This is a genomic window from Paenibacillus radicis (ex Xue et al. 2023) (assembly GCF_024722015.1).
Classification (GTDB): domain Bacteria; phylum Bacillota; class Bacilli; order Paenibacillales; family NBRC-103111; genus Paenibacillus_S.
In genome coordinates this window covers 58,904-84,931 of record NZ_JANQBD010000030.1, presented here as the reverse complement: position 1 = coordinate 84,931, position 26,028 = coordinate 58,904, and the positions used below count along the sequence as shown (strand labels likewise).

Genomic DNA, 26,028 nt, shown 5'->3' with positions numbered 1-26,028 from the left:
CCCGCGAGTTTTTCGTAGAAAAGCTCACTTTACACGCATCTATCAGAAATTTCACTTGAGTCTGGCTCCGTATACTAACGATTACAGCCGTTCTGAGGTCAGCTTAGGCTGAGTGAATAACTGCAGGTAATCCGGCCCACCGGCCTTGGAATCTGTCCCTGACAGATTAAACCCTCCGAATGGATGGACTCCCACGATCGCTCCCGTACATTTACGGTTGATATACAGATTTCCTACGGCAAAAGAATCCCGGGCACGTTCGATGTTCTTCCGGTTGCGGGTGTAAACAGAGCCTGTAAGACCATAGTCCGAAAAATTGGCAATACGCAGTGCATCCTCAAAATCATCAGCCTTCGTAAAAGCAAGCACGGGACCGAATATTTCCTCCTGCATAATCCGAGAGCCCGGATCGGCATCGGCTACAACGGTTGGGCGGATGAACCATCCATCCCCTCTGGCAGCACTTCCACCGGCGGTAATGCGTCCCTCTGATTTTGCGATATGGATATAACCGAGAATGGATTCATAAGCACTCTGGTTAATAACAGGCCCCATATCACAGGAGGGGTCTTGCACGTCTTCTACCATCAGTTGCTCAGCTAGCTCCGAGCAGCGCTTCAGTACAGCATCGTACGCGTCGCGATGTACAATGGCACGTGAGCATGCGGAGCATTTCTGGCCGGAATAACCGAAGGCTGACGCAACTATGCCTTGAGCAGCCTGCTCCAGGTCAGCATCGCGATCAACAATAATTGCATCTTTGCCGCCCAGCTCACCAACGAATCTTTTCAACCAACGTTGACCTGGGACTTGACGAGAGGACAGCTCATGCAAATGCAGGCCGACATCCTTGGAGCCGGTAAAGGAGATGAACCGGGTCAAGGGATGGGCCGTAAGATACTGCCCTATTTCCTTGCCGCTTCCGGGCAGCAGTTGGACGGCTTCAGCCGGAATACCTGCATTTCGAAGCAGCTCCACGAACTTAATCGCAATAACAGGCGTGAGGCTCGAGGGCTTCACGACAACGGTATTTCCGGCCACAAGGGCCGCGGTCGTCATGCCTGCCAGAATCGCAAGGGGGAAGTTCCATGGCGCGATAATGATTCCAACACCAAGTCCCAGGTAGTCCAGACGGTTTCTCTCCCCATCCATCCCAATCAGCTCACGCTCACCCCTCTGAGCCAACTGCAGCATCTGCCTGCCATAATACTCCATAAAATCGATAGCTTCCGCTGTTTCCCCATCTGCTTCAGCTCTTACCTTGCCCGCTTCCACCATCAGCCACGCCGAAAATTCATGCTTACGGCGGCGCAGCTCGGCGGCTGCCCTAAACAGGCAATCCGCTCGGCTTTCCAGACTGACTCCCGACCATGTAGCATAAGCGGAGTAAGCCGTTTGTATAGCTTGCTCCGCAAGAACCGCGTCTGCGAGAGACACGGACCCGACTACTTGATTGAAGTTCGAAGGATTGACGGATAAGATGCGCCGTTTCGTATCGACTGTCTTGTTTGCAATGAACAGCGGATATTCCCGGCCGAGCTGCGTACGCACCTGTGCCAATGCTTGCTTAAAACGACTTTCCTCCGATTCATTGCCAAAGTCTGTAAAGGGCTCCGGACGATATGGCATCATAACATTATCCCCTTTCCGTCAATGCGGATTCTACTCTCTTCAAAGCCCAATTGATCTCATCTTTCACGATCGTAAGCGGAGGTGCGATCCTTATAATGTTTGCATGGGTTTCCTTACATAAAACGCCAAGCTCCATAAGTCTATGGCAATAGGGCCTTGCCTCCGTATCCAGTTCAATTCCGATCAGCAGCCCTTTGCCGCGAATATCCCGAATTCTTGGTGATCGTATCCGCTTTAGCCGCTTCAGCATGTAATTCCCCCATATGCGTGCGCGCTGCCCCAGCTTTTCTTCCTCCAGCACCTGCAAGGCAGCAATAGAAACGGCGCATGCCAACGGGTTCCCTCCAAAGGTAGACCCATGCGAACCTGCATCAAACACTCCTAGCACCTCCCGGTCAGCCGCTACGGCAGATACCGGCAGTACACCACCGCCAAGCGCTTTACCAAGAATGTAAACGTCAGGTACAACCTTCTCCCAATCACAGGCGAATCGTTGACCGGTCCTGCCAAGTCCAGTCTGGATCTCGTCAGCCATCATCAGCACCCGATGCTTCCGACATAATGCCGCAGCCGCCCGCAAATATCCTTTAGGCGGGATGACAACTCCGGCTTCACCTTGGATCGGTTCGAATAAGAAGGCTGCCGTATGGGGTGTGATGGCTCGCCGCAGCGCCTCTATATCCCCGAATGGGACTGTCACAAAGCCGGGCGTAAAAGGACCGAATCCGGATTTATAAGCCGGTTCGGTTGAGAACGAAGTAATGCTTAATGTGCGTCCATGGAAGTTGTTAGCGCAGACGATGATTTCCGCCTCCATATCAGGCACCCCTTTTACCCGATACGCCCAGCGTCGGGCCGCCTTGAGTGCGGTCTCCACAGCCTCAGCTCCAGTATTCATCGGGAGTATGGTCGTTTTGCCCGTAAGCCGACTTAGCAGCTCATACCATTCCCCTGCCCGGTCATGGTGAAAGGCTCTCGATGTCAAGGTTACTCGATCAGCCTGATCCAGCAGTGCCTGAATAATCCTTTTATGCCGATGACCCTGATTAACTGCAGAATAGGCGCTCAGCATATCGAGATAATGACGTCCTTCGGCATCCTCTACCCAGACACCCTCGGCTCGAACAATAACAACTGGCAGAGGATTGTAGTTTCGTGCTCCATACTGCTCCGTTTGCCCAATGATTTGTTCGGTACGGTCCATAACATTGCGCCTCCTGAGAATTTTGCTGGCCTTATTTCATCATAGGAGATTATGATTCTCGTTTTGAGAGATGCTTTCATCGTAAGCGAGCCCTCAGAGCATCAGCTCATCCGCCGCCTCCTCCAGCTTGAGAAATTCCAAATAGACGAGCCGAAACAGCTTCTGTAATTCTTCATCATTGAAATGTCCGATAGCATCCACATACGAGCTTCCTTTTATTCGACTTAGCCAATTCAATTGCTCCTGCCGTGAACCAGGAAAAGATAACAAGTTCATTCCCTTCACCCGCCCTGCTGAGTGAGATGCAATGTCATTTTACTCTTCCAAAAATAACTGAAATTTCTGACTTATATACCCATTATATGCGGGCCTTTATGGGTTCGTTCGCATGTCGCAAAACGTTGCCTTCTCTAAAAATAGTTCATCAATGTCCTACAAACAAAAAGAACCGTTGCTGTAACCGGCTCTTTATGCTGAGTGGGGCTCTAAAGTCCACTAATGGAATGATTTCCAAAAATCCCCGTTTACCGCAATGATACTTATAATTTCAGCGAATGGGATCGTAAAGGTAGGGAAGCCCGCTACATACGGCGCAATATCATACGGCTCGAAATACAGATGCAATGCATGATCGGAAATGAAAAATGGCTGGTTCGGCTTGATACCCTTATACGTGTCTGGAAAGACATAGGAATACTGCGGGTCCTCTTTAATCTGCTTGCCTACGATATCACTCAACACTTTGACATAATTGCTGCCTGGCTTGAATAAATCTTTTAGTTCATAAATCTGGCCATTCACCAAATTCACATGAACATACTGCTTGCTAGGCATACCGTGGGCAGCGCCAAAAGGGAAGTTATAACCGGTCAGTTCCAATACAAGCAGATTTTTTTTATAAAATTCAATATTAAAATCTCCCGTATAGGAATAGCTCAGTTGCTCATGTGCAGGCACTTTTTTGACTTGAGACTTTTCCTTAAGCACGGCATTGACTTTCTTTTGCGCCGCCTTATTAGCCATACCTTCGATCTGTGGGTAATAGATTAAATAATCTTTATTAGGCTTATATTTTTCTTCCTTGACCTTTAAGGGGGGAGTCAGCGGAATCACGGTGTTTTGCTGCCAAATGACGCGCCCCGAGCGGTCGAAGTAGGATAACCGCTGATCTACGTTGGCTTGTATCAAGGGTGGAGTCAGGCTAAGAACGCCGCTCCCATTCACCTTGGGATAACCATCAGCCGCTTTACCGTTGCGGTCAATGAAATAGGTTTGCTTTTGATCATTTACAGAGGCTAGCCCTTGTTTAAAATCACCCACATCGTGATATTTAAAGGAGGTTAGCATTTGCCCATTCATGTCCGCAATAGCAAAGGTGGAGCCTATGAAGGGTTGTTGAGCATCAATGGCTTTGCCCAGCGCAAGCCGCTGCTCCCCAAGCGTCCGAATCTCATTATAGTCCGGCTTTATTATATAGTTGGCTTGCTTGTCTATTAGACCATAGCGGGAACCAAAGTCTTCCGCTGTATTCACAACAGCTCGGCCGTCCATGAAAGCCATGGCATAGGTATAGGCAGGTTGAATAACAATGCTCCCTTTTTCATCTATGTAACCGTACTTGCCCTGCAGCTGCTGCTGAAAAGGAAGGAGGCCATCACCAAGCTGACCTACAGAGGCATAAGGATAGGATGCAAGCTTTCTACCGTCCAAGCCTATCAGCGCAAAATCGTTATCCTTCACTTTAACTACCGTCTTATTTTGTTTAAAATCTCCAGCTTGTTCGAATTGGGGTTTAATGACCTCATTGCCATGTAAATCAAGGAACCCATACAAGCTAGGCCCGCTGGGATTTGCAACAGAAGCCATTGCTCTGCCATTACTATAGGACGCTATATAATCATAAGCTTTCTTAGTAATAATGTGTCCCGCCTCATCCATTACCTTGAAGCCTTGGCTGTCGATGACAACCGCTCTGCCTTCCGAGAAAGGGCTGATGGAGTCATAGACTGGCTTCACCACATAAGCGCCGTTCGAGTTAATCAAGCCATTTTGTCCATTCATCTGCACAACGGCGAGACCGTTATTTTGAAAATCGGAAGCATATTCGTACTGCGGCTGAATGATCATAGTCCCTTTGCTGTCTATAAACCCCCATCTTACCCCTTCTATGGTTTTGACCGAAGCTGGAAACAGTGAAATGTCTTGTGCCATACGAACGTTACGAACGTATTCCAGCTGCTGCTGAAGCTCCTGCCATTTCTCTTTGGATGGATATTCATGATTTAGGTTGAGCCCCTTCTCAATGGAAATGGCAGCTGCCTCCTTCATCCCGGCTTTAATCTGTGCGTCAGCCAGGTAATACCAGTAAAATGCATAATCCGGATACTGACGGACCAAGTGCTCATAATAGCGAACAACTATCGGAAAATAGTAAAAGTACACATCGGGAGCAGGAACAAGCTTACCGTCATGCCATCTGACCACTTCAACAATGTACGCCTCTCCTGTGTCATGGAGCCATAATGCGAATTCAGCCCTGCCATCTTCCCCTTGATCGCTCGGCATATCCTGTACCTGCATGTAGCTGAAGTTTGCATCAGGGGGAGCAATAATATCCTGCAGTCCATTGGCAGTCCATTCGTATACAGAGAGCTTCGACCAAATGGAACCTACCCTCCAGCCAACGATAAGATTATTAATGTTGGGGTTCGTAACCGGCGCCGCCGTCAGGACGCTGACCTGATAGCCCGTGCCCTTCACATTTGCAGCTCGGGTCCAAGCATTATCCCTGTACTTCAATACGAGGAGATAGGCCTCTCCTTGAGAGCGATAGGCCGCAGCTACCTCATTGACCCCATCTCCATCCAAATCTGCTGCATAAACGGCTGGTTGAGGGCTTCCATATCCTTCTATCGTCAGTAGCTCCGCACCTCGAGGCAAAAAAGCCCGCACAAGCTGCGTTAGTTGCATTTGATTAGCATCCATTTCCACACCCCATTTAATTAGTCGGCTATATCATATTGGGCGTAAGTGGATTTTATGACAACTAACAACAAAACACCCCAGTCAATGGCTGGAGCACTAACAAAGTCTGGTTTTTCTCAAAAATACATTTTATATAACCTCATCCTAAAAATCAGCGCTTGCCTCTCCTCCGACCATCACTCCGCCCGCATAAGATCCTGCAAACATGCAGTTATTTTCTACAGAAATTTGCCGTTGAGAGGAATAAACTGCGAAAATACAGTAATTCTCAGACAATTCGGTCAGTTTCAGCTATGAATAAAAAAAGAGATGCACATTTGCATGAATTTAAGAATACTACTACGATAAAACGGCCGAAAGGATGTATGGATGCAGGCTTTTGGGGTAACCAATGGCTTCGAATGATAAATAATATCTTAGCTCTACCAATGCCGTTCTTATGGGTTGTCTAAAACCTAGCTGGTTACGCAGCCGAAATCTAACGACTCCGTCAGCGGCTGATTTCGCAATAAAAAAAAGCCTCAAGAATCGCTCCTAAGGCTCGTTTCACATCCAGGGAGATATCTCGGTATCTCCTAATTTCTTCACTTTTCAATCGCATCACTTTTGTGGCTGGGCTTTTCAATGGTTGAGTGTTGTTGTAGCCGCTGATGGACCCTATTTCTTCGAAGCTCTTGCTTCCTCGTTCTCGTAATACACTACATTTTCTTTCTCCAAAGTGCCTCTCAAGCTATAAAAGTCCAGGCTCAGCTCTCCTCTTTCGATTCTAGCCTTGGTATCTTCCTCCTTGGACATCCTTTGGTTCGAGCTCTCCAGAGCAAGCTTGAGGTCTTCCCTCTTCACAAAAACAACCCCGTCATCATCAGCCATCACAAGATCCCCAGGGTTAACCGAGGCGCCGCCGCATACAGTTGGTGCATTCACCCAACCACCGCGAGATTTCGTTGAGCCTTGAGAATGAATAGCTCTTGACCAGACAGGAAATCCGCATTCCCTAATTCTCGCAGCATCACGAATTCCCGCTTCGGTAACGACACCTTGAACCCCGCGTTTCATGAGTGCATGAATGATGAGCTCACCAATCATACCCGTCGTGCTTTCTCCAATTGTCGTAATGACAAGAACGTCGCCCGGTTTGCAAACCTCGATGGCCGCATGAATCATTAGATTATCTCCTGCAAAGCAGGTGACTGTAACCGCTGGACCGCAAATCGCATTGCCTTCTTTGACCGTCTTCAATTCATGGCTTACAAGGCCTGTTTTTCCTTGAGCCTCGTACACGGTGGAGACATCAAGCTTGGAAAACTGTTCGATAATCGATTTATCAGGCCGGTCAATGTTTCTTACAACGTATCTTTCCATTAGTTGAACTCGCCCCCTACATAAGGGAAGCAGCGACTAAAGGCCTCAGCGTACTGGTATTGATTGTTACCTGATACCCTCCGGGCATGATTGCCTCGAAGCTTGGCCTTGGCCCCGTAGTATTCTATCAGATGCTTCTGAGCTTTAAAGCAGTTCATCGCAGCTTCCTTCTGCTCGTACGTTTCGGTAATATCCATGATCACGTCGGGCTTGAAGTCGCTGATTTCGGATTGGTGGGGCTCAAAGCCGAACAGGCGCGCCTGCTTGGCCGTCCGATATCCATCGTACCGCACGCCGTTCGAGGTAGAAAGAACGCTTGCGTCAAATACGAACTTCCCAACAGCCTCGTGATCCGGATTAAAAGCGTCTTTAAAGCCATGGGTTACAATGTGATGCGGAGCCGTTTCACGAATTTTACATACCATTCGCTCCATCCGTTCGTCAGTTAATTGCATGTGGTAATCTTCATAATCCCAAATTTCCATTTGGGTGATGCCAAGATGCCCCGCAGCTTCTCCGATTTCTTCTCTTCGGATTTTTTTAACATTTTCCACGGTTTGCCCTTCGATATTCCAGAGATCATTGGATTCTCCTCTAACACCGTAGCTTAATATGACTAACGAGACATTAGCCCCATGCTTGATGTATTTGGCAATCGTACCTCCGCTTCTCCATACAAAGTCGGCAGCATGGGCGCTTACAACCAATAAATTCACATTTGAGTCAATCATAGGTTTATCTCCTCTCTAATCAGCTTTCTACTAAGAAAGCTGTATTTTTTACAATCATTCTTTTCACTTCTTCTTTTGTAAAGCCATTATTCAGCAAGTTCGTTATAAAAATTTGCAGCCCTTCATCAGGATATAAACCATCCGGTTGTCCAAGATCCGTTGAAATAATACTATTCTCGGGACCGACAAAGCGGATCTCCTCATATACCTTCTCCCATGTTGTCTTGTTGGAATGGGGGGTAGTAAAGCAATATTCCATTATAGCTCCCAGCTCTACGAGCTCTTTTTGTTCCTCTTTTGACAAATTGATCGAAGGAAAGTTCGGATGAGTTATGACGATTTTTTTCAATTGGCGGTCTGCTGCAGTTCGAACAAGTGCGAATATTTCTTGTTTGCTTAAATGTCCTGTTGCAAGCACCAGGTTGTATTCCTTAATAATGTCGAGGATATCAGACACACTCGCTTTAAGAGCTCCATCTTCAAAGATAGAAATACTAGACTGTGTTTTCCCTTGTTCAATTAATTGCATTTGCAGCTTAGCCCAGAATGGCAGCTTGGCAGGCTTGCTGCTTTTGAAGTGCTCCTGCTCATTTGCAGCGTCAAAAGTAGGCATCCAAACGATTTTGGCGTTAGCTCTCGCAGCCATTTCAACGGCCATTGGATTCAGAGCTCCAACTGCGTTATTCAAACAGACCGCTCCGATAGCGTTAAAGCTCGGATTTATTTTATTAATAAGCTTCGCCCTTTCGGCTGTGCAAAAATAATGGGATTTAATCCCATAACCTTTCATTCCAAGCTTCTGCAACCGTTCGGCCATCTCGAGGTCATCCAGCTTTCGATTCATTACATCGGGACCTGAATGGACGTGAAGGTCATAGGCTCCTACAAGCAATTCTGCAGCTTCCATATCCAATTCCTCGCTTTCAAATCATTTTAGTAGATCAATATTGTTCAACAATAATGACTACAGAGAAAAGCTACACTAGATTCCCCTGTGTGTCAATGTTATTTATTCAGATACTTATCCTTCTTCACTCACAATGACCTTTTTCCCCCGAAGCTTTAACAAAAGGGGAACGGCAAGCCATAAAATGCCAGCAATCAGCAATACGGCTGAAACGGGTCTTTCTAAAAAAATCATGAAATCGCCATTCGAGGCAGTTAAGGCCCTTCTCATATTATTTTCAAGCATAGGTCCCAGAACAAGCCCTAGCACCAACGGGGCAAGCGGAAAATCGTTGCGCGCAAGGAAGTACCCGGCGAAACCGCAACCCATCAACACGTATAGGTTAAATGTGTTTACCTGAACCGCATAAACTCCAAACACGGAAATGGCTAATATAATAGGAAGCAAATATTTGGGAGGCGTCTGAATAATTTTGGTAAAAACCTTCACCAAGGGCATATTCAAGATAAGCAGCATAACATTGCCTATAAACATACTTGCAATCAAACCCCAAACGACTTGTGGATGCTTCTCAAATAAGAGCGGACCTGGTTGAATATTGTACATAAATAGAGCGCCCATCAAAATAGCCGTCGTCCCGGAACCGGGTATTCCTAACGTGAGCAGTGGAATCATGGAGCCGCCGGATGCACCGTTATTGGCCGATTCCGGCCCTGCTACTCCCTCAATTGCCCCTTGTCCGAACTTCTCCGGATGCTTGCTTATTTTCTTCTCCATACTATAGGAGAAGAAGGAGGCGATAGAGGCGCCGGCACCGGGCAGGATCCCGATAAAAAATCCTAACACAGAGCCACGTACGATAGGCATCGCACTATCCTTCATATCCTTTTTGGTCGGTAGTATACGGTTGATTTTCGGAAAAATATTCGATTGGATATCCGATTCCAGGATCGTTTTGAACACCTCGCCCAATGCAAAAAGTCCTACAGCAACAGTTAAGAAGTCAATTCCTTGATAGAGAACAGGGAGCTCAAAAGTAAATCTGGCAACCCCTGAGACGGCATCGATTCCAATGGTAGCCAGCAGCAAACCCATGACGGTCATTATCAAGGCTTTAGTCATCGATTTGCCAGCCAATCCCGTAACAGCCGCCAATCCTAGCACGACAAGTGAAAAGTACTCGGCCGGACCGAATTTGATAGCTAATTTGGCCATTGGCTCCGCCACCACTATTAGTCCAATCAGAGCAACAATACCCGCAATAAACGAGCCGATCGCTGCGATGGATAAAGCGCTTCCAGCTCTGCCCTGCTTAGCCATTTGATAGCCATCCAAGGTGGTAATAACGGAAGCGGATTCACCAGGTGTATTGATTAATATAGAAGTCGTCGATCCGCCGTACATGGCCCCGTAATACACACCTGCGAGCATGATGATAGAACTGGTAGCTGCTTCCTCCGGAGTTAATCCTCCAGTCAAGGTTGAGGTTATTGGAATTAGCAGAGCGACCCCGCTCATCGGTCCAATTCCCGGCAGCACCCCTACAGCCGTTCCAATTAATACACCGAAAAAAGCAAAAAGTAAATTATGCCATTGAAATGCTACCGCAAAGCCGTTTCCTAAAAATTCAAGTGTAGACATTATGTTACCATCCTTCTCCTAGGTTCAGAAACCGAGCCATTCCGGAAGTGCCGGGAGCGTTCCTTGCAGTACGGTTACATAAACGTAATACACACCCACTGAGATTACCGCAGAAATAATAATGGAGAATAACATTTTCTTCCGTTCCAGTGTCTGAAATCCGATCAGCAAAAATAGGAACGTTGCAATGACATATCCGATTTTCTCCAATAAAAAGACGTATAAAACCATAGCAGCAAAGATGATGCCAAATCGCTTGTAATCAAGCTTGGCAGCTTCCGATTTATCACTCTTCACACGCAAATTTTCGTAAAATAACCGAATGCTTAGTAAGATTAGAATAAGGCCAAGACCCAAAGGAAATATATCGGAGCCCACACTGCTGCCGTAAGCGCTTTGAGAAATATTACGGCTATCGACCACGAAAAAGGCGCCTATGATGAGAAATGCGATGCTGGCATATCGGTCGAACATTTTATTGGCCATGCTTTACCTCCTACTTTACTTTCCCATTTCCAGTACTTTTAACAGATCTTGAATGATTTTATTTTGCTCATCCAATGCTTTGCTGAAGTTGGCGGAATCTTTGTAATCTGCCTCCCAGCCGTTGGCTGCCATTTCCTTTTTCCACTTATCCGATTCAGACAGCTTTTTCAAATTTTCATCCCAGAATTTTTTGGCATCCGCACTCATTTCCTTAGCTCCAAATACACCTCGCCAAATGTTAAAATCCGCATCAATGCCTAACTCCTTCATAGTGGGCACATCTTTAAACACACCGGATAATCGCTTAGGGGAATTAACAGCAAGCACTTTTATTTTCCCGGATTCGAGAAATTCTCCAACTTCAGCAGCAGTACTTGCCAATATATCCGCATTGCCCCCAAGCAACGCTGTCATGGATTGTGCTTTACCATCATAAGACACATACTTGATTTTCTTCGGATCGATGCCGTATTTAGAAGCCGGATAAATGAAAGTCAAATGGTCTACAGTTCCTGGTCCTGTCCCTCCAGCTAATGTTAATTTGGTCGGATCCGCTTTCAAATCGTTAAAAAGCGTTTTCAAATCGCTATATTTGGAATTAGCGGCTACCGCAACTATGCCATAATCTCTGAACAGCTGTGCAAGCGGTGTCGTATCTTTATAGCTATATGGGATGCCGCCGTCCTTTTTCAAATTATTGATAAGCATGGAAGGGGAATTAACAAAAAATTTATAATTATTTTTGGTGTCGTTGACCGCATAATCGGTCATAAACACAGTGCCGCCGCCGCCAGGCTTGACTTCAACCGTCATGTTTTGATTGACGAATTTTTCCTCTGCCATTATTTTTATAACGGACCTTGCCGCCTTGTCAAAAGCACCGCCCGCACCTGATGGAGCGACGAAAACAATTGGCTTTGTAGGATAATTTGAAGCCGTTGACTCCTTTTTGGCGCCGGTGCTTACCGCTCCTCCTGCTCCTGTACTTCCGCATGCAGCCAAACTAAGAGTTAACACTCCAGCTAATAAAACTTGAAAACCTTTTCCAGTTACCGCTTTCAACATAGCAGAATCTCCTCCATAATGAATGTTTTATTGATGCTCGGATTTATGAATTAATGCTTCAAGTACTTGTGTAAAATGCTCGGGGGCTTTCATGTCGAAATAGGATTTTAAATCCAGATCAACTAACTGCTGCAGCTTGCCCTTGGTCGCTAAGGATACAGAATAATCCAACTCCAGATCCTTCAATGTGCTGATGACTTCTCCCATCTCAGCCACTCTTCGCTCGGCATGAATAGCCGTACGTGTAAGAAGTAGATTAGCTAATTCCTCCGTTGAATGGTTAGATAAGGTACCCCGGATCGAAGATAAAATTTCTTGTTCAATGCCTGATTTATAAGCTGCAGTGAGCGTTTCCAGAAGCAATGCTGTAAACCCTTTCATGAAAATGCTGCGAACCATTTTCATTGCGGATGCGCTTCCAGCTTCATCATTGATATAAGTAATATTCATTCCGTAAATACCCATGAGATCTGCAAACCTATGCGCGCCTGTACCACTGACTGAGATAGGGACTTTATGGCGATGTGGTGGAACCGCTTCCATAACTGCCGCATCTACAAAATCTGCTCCTGCCTTATCCATAAGCTGAGCAATCTCTTGCTTCACTTTTGGAGATGCTGAATTCATATCCGCATAAATTTGATCATTTTGCAAAAATACAGCCGATTCCTGAGCGATGCTAAGTGCATATTTGGCACTTGTTGCGCAAAAAATAATTTGACTGCTTTCGATCAATTGTTTCAAAGATGAAGTTAAAGTCACTTGTGCCAAATCAGCCCGTTCTCTAATAATGGGTCCTACTACCGGATCTGTAGACATAACGTCAAATGCGAAGATAGCCGTAGCTCCTTCGGACACTAAGCCACTGGTAATATGAAATGCGGCTTCACCGAATCCGATGAAGCCAATGCCTGGCTGGTTCAATGTACTGGCCCCCTTTTATAAATAAGTAAACATGTAGATGAGAGTCAAATTCGATATTGTCTTCTAAATTGTTCAACAATTATGTGCACAATTAAGAATATAACGTATCTACAAAATAGTGTCAATAACCGAGCAAAAAAAATCAAAACATAGAAGCTGTTACAACAAATATTGATAGTTATTTTCTATTGTTTTTCTGACATTAGAAATATGCTGCTTGATGGCCTCCTCAGCTTTCTCTGAGTCATGGTTTTTCAAAGTAGTAAAGATCATTTGATGTTCGTTAAAGGAGCTTTCGTTTCTCCCAGGAATAAGCAATGTTCGGAAATGGAACCGCATTAACTGCGTTTTTATCATATTTACCATTTCTGTAGCTTGTATATTTCTGGATGCCTTGTAGATGATGCTATGGAATTCCTTATTTAATTTTGAATATTCGTCAAACTGATTCTGCTTCAGGAAATCTCCCATTCTTAACAAGAGCTGCTCCAGCGCATCAATTTCTGCGTCCGTAATATGCTTGGCTGCCGATCTGGCAATCAGACCTTCCAAAGCTTCTCTTATCTCGAGATAGTTTTTCACTTCTTCCAAGGTGAACGATTTAATAGTCGCTCCTTTATTATTTTCAATTTTGACCAAATTCTCCTGTTCCAGCTTCAGTAAAGCCTTTTTCACCGTGTTTCGGCTTACGCTTATCAATTCCGATAGCTGGCTTTCAATTAATTTTTGCGTCGGCTTGAAGGTTCCATCCAGGATTCGTTCACGAATATATTTATAGGCATACTCAGTTTGATTGCTCATTATTATTTCTCCTATAGTTTGTCATTTAATTAGACAATATTGTAACACAATTTTGTTTAAAAATCATCGTGATTTATTATATGACTTCAACAGCGGCCGTAATCCCACATCCATCCAGATGCACAAACGTGGATCGTACACCGAAGATCCCTGTCGCTGAAGTTAAGAAAGCCTTCCCTATTCAGGGCAGGCTCATATAGTAGGGCGCTTCATTACCCCATGCGCTTGGCGACTATCCTATTTAAACCTAATTCAATGCCTTAAGCCACTCTTGATAAAATACATCGACACTCTCGAAGCGGTTATTCCTGTCTGGAGAGACTGCTTTCAGCACAATCCTATACAGCTCTTCAGATGCTTTCCAGTCCTTCAGCTCCCGACTTCCTTCCTCCGCAAGAAATACGAATGCCGTTGCCCCCATTGTAAATACATTCGTCACCCCATCGATAATGCTGCCTTTAACAAACTCCTCAGGAGCCATAAAACGTGTAGAGCCGAACAACCGATCCTTTTCTAATATAAAGGAACCTTTGGTATAATAATCGAAATCACAGAGATGCAGCTTATCCTCTTCGAAATCGTAAATCATGCCTCCATCGTAAAAATCAACCGCGATAAAGCCCTTGCTTTCCAAATAAGCGTGCACTTCATAAACGGTAGTCAGGGCTGATGTTATTTTGGGCAAAGGCAGCTGGCGAAAGCGATAATGCGATGACTCCGGCCGGTTTCTTCCTTCTTTTCCAGGAAAATCGGGGCTGCTTAACACTTCTCCGTTCACCCACTCGTATACGAGGGCAAAGCCGTTCTCTGAATGAAAAGCATTCAGCAGCTTCGGAAGCCGCGGATGTTCAACCAGCTGATTGAATACATGAGCATTTTTTAAATAGCGCACAGCTTCCGAATCCTCTGCATATTTAACAAACCAATCCTGTCCTTCACTATGAACTCCGTAAGAAATGCACCCTGAGTCCTGCTTGTTAAACTCCTTGAATACAGTGCCAGATTCCGATAAAAAGGAGACAATATCCCCTTCTATGCGTTGGACATGCAGCAATGGATTATCATTTGTCTTCATTGGATCGATCCTCCCTCTCTCACCTCAAAGTATTCTCAGCAGCTTTTGCATGAATAAGACCATAAAAACCAGTCACCTTAATACCTTGCTTGCTAGTCGCCGTCCGGCATGAATAAACATATAGGAAAATTTACCAGAAGTATAGACTTATAATAATCCACAGTTTATACTACTATTATAAGGAAGCCGATAAAAGGGCAGCTTTATTTAAACAAACCTACATTTGAATGACCGACACCCTATGGTGTCTTTTTTGTTTGCATCCCCCACTTCAGGAGTGATAGAGAATGGAATTTATACTGGATAAAATGGAAACGAAAATTGAGTTTTTTGAAGCTTACGATCTTAAAACACTTGAACGGAAAATGGAAGAGCAGATCAACATGAATAAAGCTTTGATGCTGGATGTGTATTCCGTTCAGCATAACGTTACCTTCGACCCTAACCGGAACAAGATGTTATACACCGCCTTGGTGCACTACAAAGTGAAATAAATGTGTTAATTCTTGCGAAATCGATCGAACAATAAAAAAGTGCACTAAAAAAGCAGCCCCTGATTTGCTTAAGGGCTGCTTAACTTTGATCGAGCATTTATTTGACATGTCTCCTAAGAGAAGCAGCAAACGAAAAAGTAGAAATGATTCCTGCTAGAAGAACTAATTCTTTTAGTAAAGAAATCCAACCTCTGATCACCGTTACTTTCATTCGCTTTTCCAACCTTTCACCTACGGATCCTTCTACTCTGTTTGTTTCATTATTATCTTACTTTAAGACTATTTCGACAAAAAAAAAATCCCCCGTACGGGGGATTTTACATGCAAAGATAGGATTCACTATTCCAACTACATTTAATTATAGGACATCCATATCGTATTACCGACAACCTCGAAGCCCTGCTTATACCAAAAATTCCGCGATTTCTCTATCGAATATACATACATTTTTTTATTAGGGTATTTCACTTTTAGCCAATCTATAAAGAACTTTGCATAACCCTTGCGTTCAAATTCTTTCAGCACATCCAAAGCTTCTATAAATACAATATCGGTTTTGTTTTTAATATCAATATAGAAGTCTTTTTCCAGATATTTATCATCATTGTCGAAATAATCGGTTTCCGCTTTATGGATTAACTGTTTCCCGCTGCTGTACTCCCAAATCACACCATACCCGACCCTATTATCTTCTGCTTCGATTATATATATATCTTCAGGTAGTTCCGAGACATCTTTCTTACTTAACTCCGCCGCATGGTAACTGGTTTTGATTTCACTTAGGTAGGCTTGCATTTCTTGATCAAATGGTTTTGCAGTAATTGTAGGCATGTTCAATCTCCTTTGATTTAAGACTAACTTATTAGGTTCCCCGCGTCAATGCATGCTAGCGCTTTGTCGGATAGGCTCACACCAATCGGATTCATTCACTCACTAGGGTTTACCCTTTTGAGTTAGCCCTTCTTAGGTATCTCATCGAATAGCAAAGATGAGGTCACTTTCCAACGCGTGCTAGTCGCGGGGTTCGGGCTTCGGTTTCAACATGGCATGGCAGCCCAGCGAGAACCCCACGCAATTATCAGGAATATGTCACGTTATTTTCTCCCCAAATTAGCTTTTAAGCCCTATAACTGGAATATCTCATGCTAATTCTATGGATTTTAGCTGTTCCCAGCTCTATCACCTAGATTAGCAGGAGTTTTTCCAGTTAGATTGTTTTCAACTGATATCCGGGCCGAATTAACGGGAGGAATTCCATTTATTGTCTTTCTTTCGGCATCCGCCGGAAAATCCTAGTCTTTTGTTGCTCCATGACTTAAGCAATATTAGAAAGCTTTAGCGCTATAAAGCACTTGAACTTTCTTCCGTGTACAAAAAAAGCCATCCAATGGATAGCTCTCATTCCAATATCTTCAATTCTTTGGCACATTGCAGTGCTTGCACTCGATTATTTACCCTGAGCTTTCTATACAGGTTTTTAATATGCGACTTCACCGTTTCACCTGAGATGTTCAGACTATGGGCGATTTCCTTGTTCGACAATCCATCCGCGACTAACAGTAAAACCCTCGTTTCCTGTTCGGTCAGTGCTTCTTTAACAGGCAAATCTTCTTGGGATATAATGTTCAAAGCTTGAAGCAGCTGCTTCACATACGCCAAGGAAACCAAAGGAGTTTTATTACGACTGTTTTGCACTCTCAAATATTCGGACAGCATATCCGCCATGATAAGTCCTTCATCAATAAAGCTGCGGATGTAGCCTTCAGGTTCCGCCAAGTACAGAGCAGTCTCCAGCTTAGAGGAAGCGGCCTCCGCTTGTCCCATACGCATAAGCGCCACACTTTGCAAAATTAATACCTTGATTCGATCCCGGAGACGGTCTTCCTTAGTTAACAGACCATACATTCTCTCCAATAGCGGCAGCGCTTCTTCCATCCGTTCGCATTCCACAAGCACTCTGGCCAAAAATAGATGATCTGTCACCCGATTCAATGAAACCTCATCCGTAGGCTCCAGACCGCATCGCTGCAACCAATCATAAGTAGATTGGAATGAGCCTTGCCTCAGAGATAGAAAGGCTTGTTCCGCCTCGATTCTCAACATAAATAATTCATAATCCGGAGAGTCAATCTGCAGCTTCAGCTGTTCCAACAGTTCCGAGGCTTGTTTGAAATTCCCTTTGGCTTGCTGAATCCTTGAGGCGCTGACAGCAACTGGAATCAGTATCCTGGCAAAAGGCTGCATGTCCTTGCGTCCCAGTGCCTGAGTTATATATAGCTCCGCCTCATCCAATCGATTCCATTCGTACAGCAATTTACTATAAGAAGCATATAAGAAACCTATGAATGGGTACTCTTTTTTATTTTCCCAATTATTAATCCATTTTAATAGAAAGGCATTGGCTGCATGAAGATCGTTGATTAGCGCCAAATGATCATCAAATGAATCGTAGCCTTGGTATCTGTTACGACCCATCGTTTGAAAGAAGCTGCCTTCCGACATATGTTGTTCTACCAATTCAAAATATTGAGACGTACTCTCCAAGTCCTTCTTAAGATAAGAGGTAACCGCGCAAAAAAAGTAAATATTCCCCATCACCCGGTTCCATTCCATTTCGGGCCATTTTTCCTGCAGCGCTTGAAACCGGATTTTGGCTTGCTCAACCCTTCTATACACCTCATCCCATTTGCCGACTCCCAGCAATACGGATATATAAAACATTTCAATCATAGGCTTCTCTACTAAGGAGTTTTCAGGTAAAACGGATACCCACCTGATCAATGCTATACTCTTGGACTGTACTAAGGTATGAAGATTTTTTTCGATCAATCGAACAGCATCCGCATACTTCTTCCCCTTTAAGTAATGCTCTACCGCTTCCTCATCAAATCCATGCTCCTCCAACCAATTTGCAGCATCGCTATGAACTTGCAACCATTTATCCGGATATTTTCTGGACAATATTTGTTGTAAAAAATCAGTAAGCAGATGGTGATACCGATACCAGTTTCTGTGATCGTCTAAGGGGATAATAAACAAATTTTGTTGTTCCAATTTTTCCAATTGTTCTTGACTGTTCATTTGACCTGTTACGGCCTCACATAATGAACGATTCATTCGGCTTAATATAGACGTTTCCAATAAAAAAGAACGCATGGGCTCCGGTTGGTGATGAAACACCTCTTCAAGCAAATAATCGGATATATGCTGCTGCTGACCGCTAAATTGTTTAATGGACTCGGCTATATTTTCACTGCGCTTTAGTGAGATCGCCACCAGCTGCAGCCCACTGATCCACCCCTCTGTCTGATGGAACAACTCAGCCACTTGATCCTTTGATAACAGTAAATCGGTAGTTTCCCGAAAAAAGAGAAGCCCCTCATCCAATTGAAAACGCAAATCCTTCATAATAATTCGATGGAATTCACCTTTAGCCAGAAGTCGCGCAGTAGGAATCGTCAGCTCGATACGACTTGCAATATAAAAATGAATCCGGGGAGGCAAATGCTCAATCAGATAGAATAATGAATGATGAATAGCGGGAAGTTCAATCAAATGATAATCGTCGAGAATGATCACCAGTTCGTAGGACAATTGGCTCAGCTCATTGAGTAACCCCGTAATTGCAGGCTCCAACGACTCTGAGGACAACGAAGGTCCATTTCCTAAAAGAGGCTCTAACGTTGTGCCAAAGCCCGGAACTCTCTCCTGAATAGAAGCTGTAATATAACTCCAAAACTGTATCCAATCATTATCCTGCTTATCTAGCGATACCCACGCCACAAGTGCATTGCACTGTTTAACCCATTCACTTAACACTGTTGTTTTTCCGTATCCAGCCTGCGCAGAAACAAGCGTCAGCTTGGCTTGCATCCCCTCATTAAGCTTGCTTATAAGCCTCGGCCTGGATACCAAAGTGTTGCGAATAGTAGGGATATGAAGTTTCGTAGTTACAATCATGGGGAAACTCCTCCGTAATTACATCATCAAGCGACTTATCGAGCAAGCCATGTTTCCTTCTGTTATGCAGGATTCCTTATATTCAGGATTTAGTTCCCTTGTTGCTGCCTGTCGTTTTTGTACCGTCCGTTTTTTTGGTACCCTTGCTGGTATAAGGTTTGGGAGAATTTTTGGCTCTGTTGGCACTAGCCTGCCATCGGTTCCAGCCCTTGCTGTCTGTTCCTCTACCTGTCCCGCCCTTGCCTTTAGCTTTACTCAAATTATCCACTCCGTTATTGTTTATGAAAAAAAATATACCTCATCGCGCTCTATAAGTACAGGACAAGCTCAAAACATTATTGTAAATAAACTTACCATTTACCTATATCATCCCTCTAAACACAACTTTTGTCCATCTTCTTGGCGTCACAAAATATCCCACAAGCGTTTTTTCAGCTGCTCGTGGGATATTAAAAATTAGCCCGCTCTCGCTCTCTCGCCCCTAATTTCAGCAAAACCGCGGGATAGCGGCAATCCGATTACCGCCATAACGATCAAAGCATAGAACAGCCAGTGATAGTCCAGCATCAGACTGACCATTACCGAAGCGGCCATTCCACCTATGTAACGAAAGGTTGAGAAGATTCCCGACGCCACACCGGACATTTCCTTGGGCACCGCTTGCATCGATGCAGCCTGCATAGAGGGCGTCCCGATCCCGGCTCCTATACCTCCTACAAGCAATACAACCGCTATATATAGAAACGTCGGATAGTAATAAATTCCTAAAAACCCGATCAGCGCCGCGCCCGAGATCAGGAAGGACAGCCCTACCAGCTTCTTCTTCCCAAGCTTCTCGGTCAAAGAGCCTCCGAACCAAGAGCAGGCCGACATCGCTAATGAAAAAATGAACAGTAGAATCCCGACGGATTGTACTGAATAATGGTATGTCTTTTGCAGCAGAACAGGCATGACCAGAATCGTACTGTACATAATGGCGTTGCTTAGTAAAATAGCCAGGTTCGCACTGGTGAACATTCGGATTTTGAATAGAGTAAATTGGATCAATGGTTCCTTACAACGCAATTCCTGGCGGATAAACAGACCAACGGTAACAGCAAGTACAGCCATTGTCCACAAATTGAAATATTCAGGGTGAGTGACGCTAAGGGTCAATACAGTTAACCCGATAATCAAATACACCGAGCCGAGATAATCCAAAGATACTTTAATGCTATTGCGAGTAGAGGGCAAATGGACGTAAGCGGCGACTACACTGAAAAGTGCAAACGGAATGTTAATCCAGAATATAGAGGTCCATCCCAATGAACCGATTAAGACAGAACCGATTAAAGGACCTATGGCCGCGCCGAGTCCCATTAGCAGTCCGAACATTCCGAACGTCTGGGCCAGTTTTTCCTTCGGTACCACATCCCGAATCAGCGCGCTTGCATTCGGGGCTGCTATAGCTCCTCCAATCGCCTGAAGTGCCCGGAATATAATGAGCCAAATCAGATTGAACGAGAACATGCAGGCTGCGGCAGCAGCTAGAAACAGCAGCATACCTAACAGGAACATCGTCCGCTTTCCATGAATATCCCCTAATTTCCCGGCAATCGGTTGTAAAGCGGCCATAACGATCAAGTAAATCGTAATTACCCAAGAGGCTTGGGATAGCGGGACGCCAAGGGCGTCCGCAATAGTTGGCAAGCCTACCGCAATCATGGTGGAGTTAACAGGAACCAAAAAGGTTCCTGTTAGAATAGATAATAAGACGAGCCGGTAATTAGAATTGGCCAAAATGGACAACTCCCTTAGTGCCGTCCACCGTCACTCTGTCCCCATCCTTTAAGACGGAGGTTGCAACCTTCGATCCTACGACAGCAGGAAGCTTATATTCCCTCGCCACAGTTCCCGCATGTGAGAGAATTCCCCCGGCATCGGTAACGATAGCTCCCACGATAGAGAACAGTACCGTCCATGGTGGAGTTGTCGTTTTACAAACAAGAACGTCTCCTTGCTGAATTTTGGCAAAATCCTCCTGGCTCCTGACAACTTTAACTGTCCCCGTGTAACTGCCTTGGGAAGCGGCATAGCCGGTGAACGTCTGCTCCTTTTCCTGAATTTCAGGCGGCTTGCCTCCAAAAATACGCTCCAAGGCAGGGTCCATAGGCTGTTCTGGCGGCACCCCGTAGAACGGCGCGGCTTGCTTGCTTTTATTAGCTTCATGCTCGATTTTCCGCTGTTCGACTGTACCATGAAGCGGAACCGGAGCCGTCAATGCTTCCAACAGCTCGTCAAGATACAAATAGAAGATATCTTCCTTATTGGAGAATGTGCCCTGCTCCACAAGCAGCTCGCCGACCTTTAGCAGAAACAGTCTTGATTTGGCAGGCAGCATCGCGTCAATATAGAAGTGGTGGTCCTCATCCAAACCCCAGGAATCAAGCGCCCACTGATACATCATGATGAAGGTTTGCTTCAATTCGCCCTCAGGCATCTTGGCAAGTGCTTCTGCCACTCTTGCTTCTCTTTCTTGTACAGTCTCGGCAAATTCACGGTCAAAATCATAGCTTTTCTGAGTATAAGCCGCAATAATGCGCAATGCATGCTCCGGATTCTCCACCCACGTTTCATCATTGAACTCATGGGAATTAGACGAGCGATATCCGTAGGTTTCCAGCACGGTCTGCAGGCGCTCAAGCAGTGCTCTGCCATCCTCCGATTGCTCCAATACTGCCTTGTAGCCCACATCTGCAGGGTCGGTAAAAGCAGCCCTCATAGCCGGCGACTGATTAGCTAAATCTGCCAGCCTCCACAGCTCTCTATCCGTTTCAAGCGATTTGTTCATGACGCCAGACAGCATATCGTAAATTACTGTCGTATTGGTCTCACCGGTCAATTGCCCATATAATTGTTCCAACACCATGAATGCAGAACGAGGCATAACAATTTCAAAATGAAGCTGCCAAGCTCGACGGTAGAAGTCGTGCAGCTCCTGAACCTTATCCTTCGCTTCTTCCAATGTAAGCGTCTGATTCCGACTAGTATCCAGTTGACGGTAGAATGGCAAAAACTCGCCATCTACGTAATCCTGCAGCGTTTGTTTCAGAACAGGAAGTATGGGACCTACCGTTCCCTTATATTCCTCAAGTCTCTGGAGCGGATCTCCCGGATACGGTACGGTATCCTGATAAATACGGCCGTCCGCCACCTTATATTTAAATTGGAGAAGCGGCATCTTCAAATTTTCAAAAGCAAGCTTTGTGCCTTCCGTAACCGCAGGTACCATAAAAGAGGCAAATAAGGGCGTTAACGCGTGGGCCAGATGAACTTCATCCTGAACCCAGAAGCTTTGTTTCTTGTCTTCCTCATTTAACATGATCGTGCTTTGAAATAAAGATGTAACTGTCATAAGCTTGAATATGCCTCCTTCGGGGATGGTGATTCCTGATTTATGAATGATTCAGGTGTTCCTTGTTCCTCCAAAAGTAATAGAAATAGGGCTTCTAAAGCTTACGTTGATTACTTATGAGGGATATTTATGCATTAAGCCGTAATAGGACGAGCTTGAAGTATGAATACGCGGCTGTCTTTTACAGCAAACTCGATATCGACAGGCATATCAAAGAACGCTTCGATCTTGCGTGTCTCCTCCGCCAGTTCATCAATCTGCCGGTCAGACAGGCAAAAGCGATTTTGCTCCTCTTCCGTCGTTTCCATCTCCACCGTCTCTTTGGCTGCAGCAACGATTTTCATTTCCTTAAGGCCTAGCTCCTTTTGGATGCTGCCATCCGTCTTACCAACGTAATAGGCATCAGGGGTTACCAAGCCGGATACAATGGCCTCTCCCAATCCATAGCTGGCGTTTATAATAATTTCGTCCTTGTTCTTCGTCACCGGATTCATGCTGAATATAACTCCCGATACATCGGCCTGTACCATACGCTGTACCAGCACGCCCATGGGTAAACTGTTCATATTTACCCCAATGCTCTTTTGCAGCGCATATCCTCTCACACGAGCGGAGAACAAGGAAGCCCAGCAGCGCTTCAAGCTTTCCAGCAGATGAGGCATATCGGTAACATTCAAAATCGTTTCGTATTGTCCGGCGAACGATGCTTCCTCCAAATCCTCTGCCGAGGAGGAAGATCTAACAGCAACGGCTACTCTCCTCTCTTCACCCTTTAGCTGCTCAAAAGCCGCAACCACTTCATTACGCACCACATCTGGAACCGCAGCCTGAATAAAACGGAGTTCAATATCTGACAATGATTCTTCAGGATTAAGTCCATTGTCTGCCAAAAAACGGTCCAACGCTTCAGAGGTAATGATAAATCCACCCGGAATGCTAATATTGTGACCTGTCAATTTAGCAAGCTGCAGCGCTTTTGAACCTATACGTCCCTTTTGCTCATGGCAGGCCTCATTTAATGCGAGTGTATACATCCTCCGAATCACCTCTTTACAAAATATTCACATTCCATCTAAATATATCAAATTGCAGCCTTCAAATGTTAATTTTTTGTAAATATGGGTTCTGATAATTAACAAAAAAATCCCGCAACCAGTATAAGCGGTTGCCGGGATTTTTTTGTTCATTCCTAACTATTCAAACAAACGAATATCCTTCACTTTCACGTAGCCGTTATCCGTTGAATAGAAGCGGATTTTGCTTGTCGCAACCGGAGTAAAGGTTTGCACGACCTTAGTGCTCGTATTGCCTGTGACGGAAGTGCCGGGGATATCGACCCAAGCCGTGCCGTTCCATGATTGCAGCTTAAAATTCGAAACAGCTTCGTTCGTGCCTTTGCCGGTTGTAATTTCTGCATTCTTGAGCGTGTAGCTTTGACCGAGATTGATCTCAAGCCAATGCGGTCCCGCTGTATTGGCGCTGATCCAGCGGGACTCATCCGCCACGACTCCATCCACCGCTTTTGCAGCGGCATAGGTACTGTACGTGGAATCGACAGTAACTGCTTTTTTCAATGCTACATTCGGGCTTGTCCCGGCGATATAATGCGTCTTCATCTTCGTGGCCATGTTCTGCTGCCAGGCGATCATGTCCGATTTCAGTTGAGCATCCGTGCGCGTTCCGCTTCTAAGATCGGTCATGAATTTATCGTATTCATCAAATGCCCAGTTCTCGATATCGAATGTGTAGTTCTGAATGCCGCCTTCGGCGTAGTAATTGCTCGTGGAACCAACTAAAGCAACTGTATCGATAGTGTGGTCTGCGTTGCGCCCCCCACTGTAGCCCACAGCGTTGTCATCCGTGTAATTATACACGAGGTGGCGTTTGGCGTTGATCGCGAGGTACATATCATTCAATTCAGCAGGAACTGTACCCGTATACGGGAACAATGGAATGAATATGCCTACCGTTGGTTCGCCTAGGTTCACCCACATGGTGGTGAGCTTGCCGCCATAAGGATCGCCAATTTTATTACCGACGAGCACTGTACCAAAGGTTGAAACGAAACGGTTAATATGCCATCCGGTCGGTTTCTGACTGCCTGGAAGCTCACCGATATTTTTACTCAGCGTTTCCAGGTAATTGTCCGTCCCGAGCGCGTTGGAGCCGACATTTTTATGAATAAAATAACGATAATCCTTCTTATATGGATCATCCAGACGGATGCCTGTCCGGGTATGGCGCTTCACCGCGCTGGTTGAGAACTCCCAGTCATGGATACCATCCGGTGTATACACAGTGTTGACGACGTTAGAATCCTCCTCTTGAGAGTAAGGGTCGGTTTCCGTAAGAATAGTTGTCGTCTGCTGATCGTAGAAATAAGGGAATCCGTTTGGCTTTGACCAATTGACCTTGCTGAAATTATTGCGCCAATCATAGCCGCTATAGGCGCCGTCAGCCGGGTTTGCTGTATCTTTATCATCATTATGTGCAGCGGTGTAATAGCCGTTAGCATCCTGTTGGTACTCCTGTGTTATGTTATCACGGGTAAAGCTATCGCCGTCAAATTCGAACACGGCCGCATTGCCGTTACGGTCAAATACACTAATCATAGCTGATGTATTACGTGCGAAGCTGCTATGGAACCCTCCCCCGTTGTTGGTATCCCTCAAAATCTGCTCAACCTCGTCCACCGTTTCGGCACGGGACAAAATAACATGATTCAAATACCCGCCTGACATGCCATTCGTCAAATCCTGTGAAACCGAATATCCATGATCCGTTGCAAATTCAGAAGACAACGTATGCCCTGCCACCTGGACTAAGCCAAGTCCTTTGTCATTGGAGCCAGCCCATGGGATCGTTGTATTCGTGACTGAATCCTTGCCGGAATCGCCGTTAGCCGTCACTCCCATGTAACTGAAGCGTGCAGTGTAACGATCACCGCTGCCAAAAGAGCTGCTATCGGCCGTAAAATAATACGGATACACCTGCCATCCATCCGGCGAGGACCAATGGTCGCGGTTCTTAAAAGCGACCGGTCGTCCGTCGATCGAGGAATTGCCGGTGCTGACCGCCATACTGGATGCCCACACACCTGCTTCAGCCGGCAGCAGTACAGCTAACGCCACCGATAGAGCCATAATCTTTGCAGCCCATTTCTTGTTCATTACATCGCCTCCTAAGATTTTTTTGGCAGCAAAAAACGCCGCGAAAGCATAAGCCACATTTTGCTAGAGCCTTGGAACTTCACACCCTGCTATTCCATAGTAAAATAAAGGAAATAGTTTTCAATCGACAATAATTTACCTCCAAACAAAAACTGTCAAAAACGACCCACCCTGTCTGTCCGTTTAAGCCGATTGTC

At 45.3% G+C, this 26,028-nt stretch carries 21 protein-coding genes; 1 reads left to right on the top strand and 20 read right to left on the bottom strand.

Annotated elements, in window-relative coordinates; all coding sequences use genetic code 11:
- Positions 1 to 81: 81 nt before the first annotated feature.
- The 13 genes from pruA to NV381_RS31135 form a co-directional block, all read right to left on the bottom strand.
- Positions 82 to 1,632 (bottom strand): L-glutamate gamma-semialdehyde dehydrogenase, encoded by a 1,551-nt coding sequence (gene pruA / locus NV381_RS31195; protein WP_258217228.1) that lies wholly within the window; start codon positions 1,630 to 1,632, stop codon positions 82 to 84.
- Positions 1,633 to 1,636: 4 nt separating this feature from the next.
- Positions 1,637 to 2,836 (bottom strand): ornithine--oxo-acid transaminase, encoded by a 1,200-nt coding sequence (locus NV381_RS31190; protein ID WP_258217227.1) that lies wholly within the window; start codon positions 2,834 to 2,836, stop codon positions 1,637 to 1,639.
- Between the two features lie 93 nt (positions 2,837 to 2,929).
- Positions 2,930 to 3,112 (bottom strand): hypothetical protein, encoded by a 183-nt coding sequence (locus tag NV381_RS31185; protein WP_258217226.1) that lies wholly within the window; start codon positions 3,110 to 3,112, stop codon positions 2,930 to 2,932.
- Between the two features lie 219 nt (positions 3,113 to 3,331).
- Positions 3,332 to 5,821: a WG repeat-containing protein gene (locus NV381_RS31180; protein ID WP_258217225.1), complete on the bottom strand. Its 2,490-nt coding sequence runs from the start codon at positions 5,819 to 5,821 to the stop codon at positions 3,332 to 3,334.
- A 657-nt stretch (positions 5,822 to 6,478) separates the two neighbouring features.
- Entirely contained in the window at positions 6,479 to 7,183 is a 705-nt protein-coding gene (locus NV381_RS31175) for a 4-carboxy-4-hydroxy-2-oxoadipate aldolase/oxaloacetate decarboxylase (RefSeq protein ID WP_258217224.1), read from the bottom strand.
- Positions 7,183 to 7,914 carry a PIG-L deacetylase family protein gene (locus tag NV381_RS31170; protein WP_258217223.1) on the bottom strand — a complete coding sequence of 244 codons (732 nt, stop codon included), beginning with the start codon at positions 7,912 to 7,914 and terminating at the stop codon, positions 7,183 to 7,185. The genes NV381_RS31175 and NV381_RS31170 overlap by 1 nt, the downstream gene beginning before the upstream one ends.
- A gap of 19 nt (positions 7,915 to 7,933) precedes the next feature.
- Positions 7,934 to 8,821: a DUF6282 family protein gene (locus NV381_RS31165; protein WP_258217222.1), complete on the bottom strand. Its 888-nt coding sequence runs from the start codon at positions 8,819 to 8,821 to the stop codon at positions 7,934 to 7,936.
- Between the two features lie 114 nt (positions 8,822 to 8,935).
- A complete protein-coding gene (locus NV381_RS31160; RefSeq protein ID WP_258217221.1) occupies positions 8,936 to 10,462 on the bottom strand; it encodes a tripartite tricarboxylate transporter permease in 1,527 nt (508 codons plus the stop codon).
- 24 nt (positions 10,463 to 10,486) lie between these two features.
- A complete protein-coding gene (locus NV381_RS31155; RefSeq protein ID WP_258217220.1) occupies positions 10,487 to 10,948 on the bottom strand; it encodes a tripartite tricarboxylate transporter TctB family protein in 462 nt (153 codons plus the stop codon).
- A 15-nt stretch (positions 10,949 to 10,963) separates the two neighbouring features.
- Positions 10,964 to 12,013, bottom strand: coding sequence for a tripartite tricarboxylate transporter substrate binding protein (locus NV381_RS31150; RefSeq protein WP_258217219.1), 1,050 nt, complete (start codon positions 12,011 to 12,013; stop codon positions 10,964 to 10,966).
- A 27-nt stretch (positions 12,014 to 12,040) separates the two neighbouring features.
- Positions 12,041 to 12,937 (bottom strand): DUF1932 domain-containing protein, encoded by an 897-nt coding sequence (locus NV381_RS31145; RefSeq protein ID WP_258217218.1) that lies wholly within the window; start codon positions 12,935 to 12,937, stop codon positions 12,041 to 12,043.
- Positions 12,938 to 13,096: 159 nt separating this feature from the next.
- On the bottom strand, positions 13,097 to 13,738 hold the full coding sequence (locus tag NV381_RS31140) for a GntR family transcriptional regulator (protein WP_258217217.1): 642 nt from the start codon (positions 13,736 to 13,738) through the stop codon (positions 13,097 to 13,099).
- A gap of 247 nt (positions 13,739 to 13,985) precedes the next feature.
- On the bottom strand, positions 13,986 to 14,813 hold the full coding sequence (locus NV381_RS31135) for a serine/threonine protein kinase (protein ID WP_258217216.1): 828 nt from the start codon (positions 14,811 to 14,813) through the stop codon (positions 13,986 to 13,988).
- 287 nt (positions 14,814 to 15,100) lie between these two features.
- On the opposite strand from NV381_RS31135, the gene NV381_RS31130 reads away from it, so the two are divergent.
- On the top strand, positions 15,101 to 15,307 hold the full coding sequence (locus NV381_RS31130) for a YrzA family protein (RefSeq protein WP_258217215.1): 207 nt from the start codon (positions 15,101 to 15,103) through the stop codon (positions 15,305 to 15,307).
- A gap of 354 nt (positions 15,308 to 15,661) precedes the next feature.
- Here NV381_RS31130 and NV381_RS31125 read toward each other — a convergent pair whose 3' ends face one another.
- The 7 genes from NV381_RS31125 to NV381_RS31095 form a co-directional block, all read right to left on the bottom strand.
- Positions 15,662 to 16,138: a GCN5 family acetyltransferase gene (locus NV381_RS31125; RefSeq protein ID WP_258217214.1), complete on the bottom strand. Its 477-nt coding sequence runs from the start codon at positions 16,136 to 16,138 to the stop codon at positions 15,662 to 15,664.
- A 567-nt stretch (positions 16,139 to 16,705) separates the two neighbouring features.
- On the bottom strand, positions 16,706 to 19,267 hold the full coding sequence (locus tag NV381_RS31120) for a LuxR C-terminal-related transcriptional regulator (RefSeq protein ID WP_258217213.1): 2,562 nt from the start codon (positions 19,265 to 19,267) through the stop codon (positions 16,706 to 16,708).
- A gap of 82 nt (positions 19,268 to 19,349) precedes the next feature.
- Entirely contained in the window at positions 19,350 to 19,526 is a 177-nt protein-coding gene (locus NV381_RS31115; protein ID WP_258217212.1) for a DUF3934 family protein, read from the bottom strand.
- Positions 19,527 to 19,723: 197 nt separating this feature from the next.
- Positions 19,724 to 21,046, bottom strand: a complete 1,323-nt coding sequence (locus NV381_RS31110; RefSeq protein ID WP_258217211.1) for an MFS transporter — start codon at positions 21,044 to 21,046, stop codon at positions 19,724 to 19,726.
- On the bottom strand, positions 21,033 to 22,661 hold the full coding sequence (locus NV381_RS38290) for a PEP-utilizing enzyme (RefSeq protein ID WP_308862376.1): 1,629 nt from the start codon (positions 22,659 to 22,661) through the stop codon (positions 21,033 to 21,035). Before NV381_RS38290 ends, NV381_RS31110 begins: the two co-directional genes overlap by 14 nt.
- 134 nt (positions 22,662 to 22,795) lie before the next feature.
- Positions 22,796 to 23,695: a PEP/pyruvate-binding domain-containing protein gene (locus tag NV381_RS31100; protein ID WP_258217210.1), complete on the bottom strand. Its 900-nt coding sequence runs from the start codon at positions 23,693 to 23,695 to the stop codon at positions 22,796 to 22,798.
- A 159-nt stretch (positions 23,696 to 23,854) separates the two neighbouring features.
- Positions 23,855 to 25,831 (bottom strand): discoidin domain-containing protein, encoded by a 1,977-nt coding sequence (locus tag NV381_RS31095; RefSeq protein WP_258217209.1) that lies wholly within the window; start codon positions 25,829 to 25,831, stop codon positions 23,855 to 23,857.
- Between the last annotated feature and the right edge of the window lie 197 nt (positions 25,832 to 26,028).

Bases quoted from the DNA above. Each gene is read 5' to 3' on its own strand.
- pruA (WP_258217228.1), bottom strand. From the start codon at position 1,632: ATGATGCCATATCGTCCGGAGCCCTTTACAGACTTTGGCAATGAATCG.
- NV381_RS31190 (WP_258217227.1), bottom strand. From the start codon at position 2,836: ATGGACCGTACCGAACAAATCATTGGGCAAACGGAGCAGTATGGAGCA.
- NV381_RS31185 (WP_258217226.1), bottom strand. From the start codon at position 3,112: ATGAACTTGTTATCTTTTCCTGGTTCACGGCAGGAGCAATTGAATTGG.
- NV381_RS31180 (WP_258217225.1), bottom strand. From the start codon at position 5,821: ATGGATGCTAATCAAATGCAACTAACGCAGCTTGTGCGGGCTTTTTTG.
- NV381_RS31175 (WP_258217224.1), bottom strand. From the start codon at position 7,183: ATGGAAAGATACGTTGTAAGAAACATTGACCGGCCTGATAAATCGATT.
- NV381_RS31170 (WP_258217223.1), bottom strand. From the start codon at position 7,914: ATGATTGACTCAAATGTGAATTTATTGGTTGTAAGCGCCCATGCTGCC.
- NV381_RS31165 (WP_258217222.1), bottom strand. From the start codon at position 8,821: ATGGAAGCTGCAGAATTGCTTGTAGGAGCCTATGACCTTCACGTCCAT.
- NV381_RS31160 (WP_258217221.1), bottom strand. From the start codon at position 10,462: ATGTCTACACTTGAATTTTTAGGAAACGGCTTTGCGGTAGCATTTCAA.
- NV381_RS31155 (WP_258217220.1), bottom strand. From the start codon at position 10,948: ATGGCCAATAAAATGTTCGACCGATATGCCAGCATCGCATTTCTCATC.
- NV381_RS31150 (WP_258217219.1), bottom strand. From the start codon at position 12,013: ATGTTGAAAGCGGTAACTGGAAAAGGTTTTCAAGTTTTATTAGCTGGA.
- NV381_RS31140 (WP_258217217.1), bottom strand. From the start codon at position 13,738: ATGAGCAATCAAACTGAGTATGCCTATAAATATATTCGTGAACGAATC.
- NV381_RS31135 (WP_258217216.1), bottom strand. From the start codon at position 14,813: ATGAAGACAAATGATAATCCATTGCTGCATGTCCAACGCATAGAAGGG.
- NV381_RS31130 (WP_258217215.1), top strand. From the start codon at position 15,101: ATGGAATTTATACTGGATAAAATGGAAACGAAAATTGAGTTTTTTGAA.
- NV381_RS31125 (WP_258217214.1), bottom strand. From the start codon at position 16,138: ATGCCTACAATTACTGCAAAACCATTTGATCAAGAAATGCAAGCCTAC.
- NV381_RS31120 (WP_258217213.1), bottom strand. From the start codon at position 19,267: ATGATTGTAACTACGAAACTTCATATCCCTACTATTCGCAACACTTTG.
- NV381_RS38290 (WP_308862376.1), bottom strand. From the start codon at position 22,661: ATGACAGTTACATCTTTATTTCAAAGCACGATCATGTTAAATGAGGAA.
- NV381_RS31100 (WP_258217210.1), bottom strand. From the start codon at position 23,695: ATGTATACACTCGCATTAAATGAGGCCTGCCATGAGCAAAAGGGACGT.
- NV381_RS31095 (WP_258217209.1), bottom strand. From the start codon at position 25,831: ATGAACAAGAAATGGGCTGCAAAGATTATGGCTCTATCGGTGGCGTTA.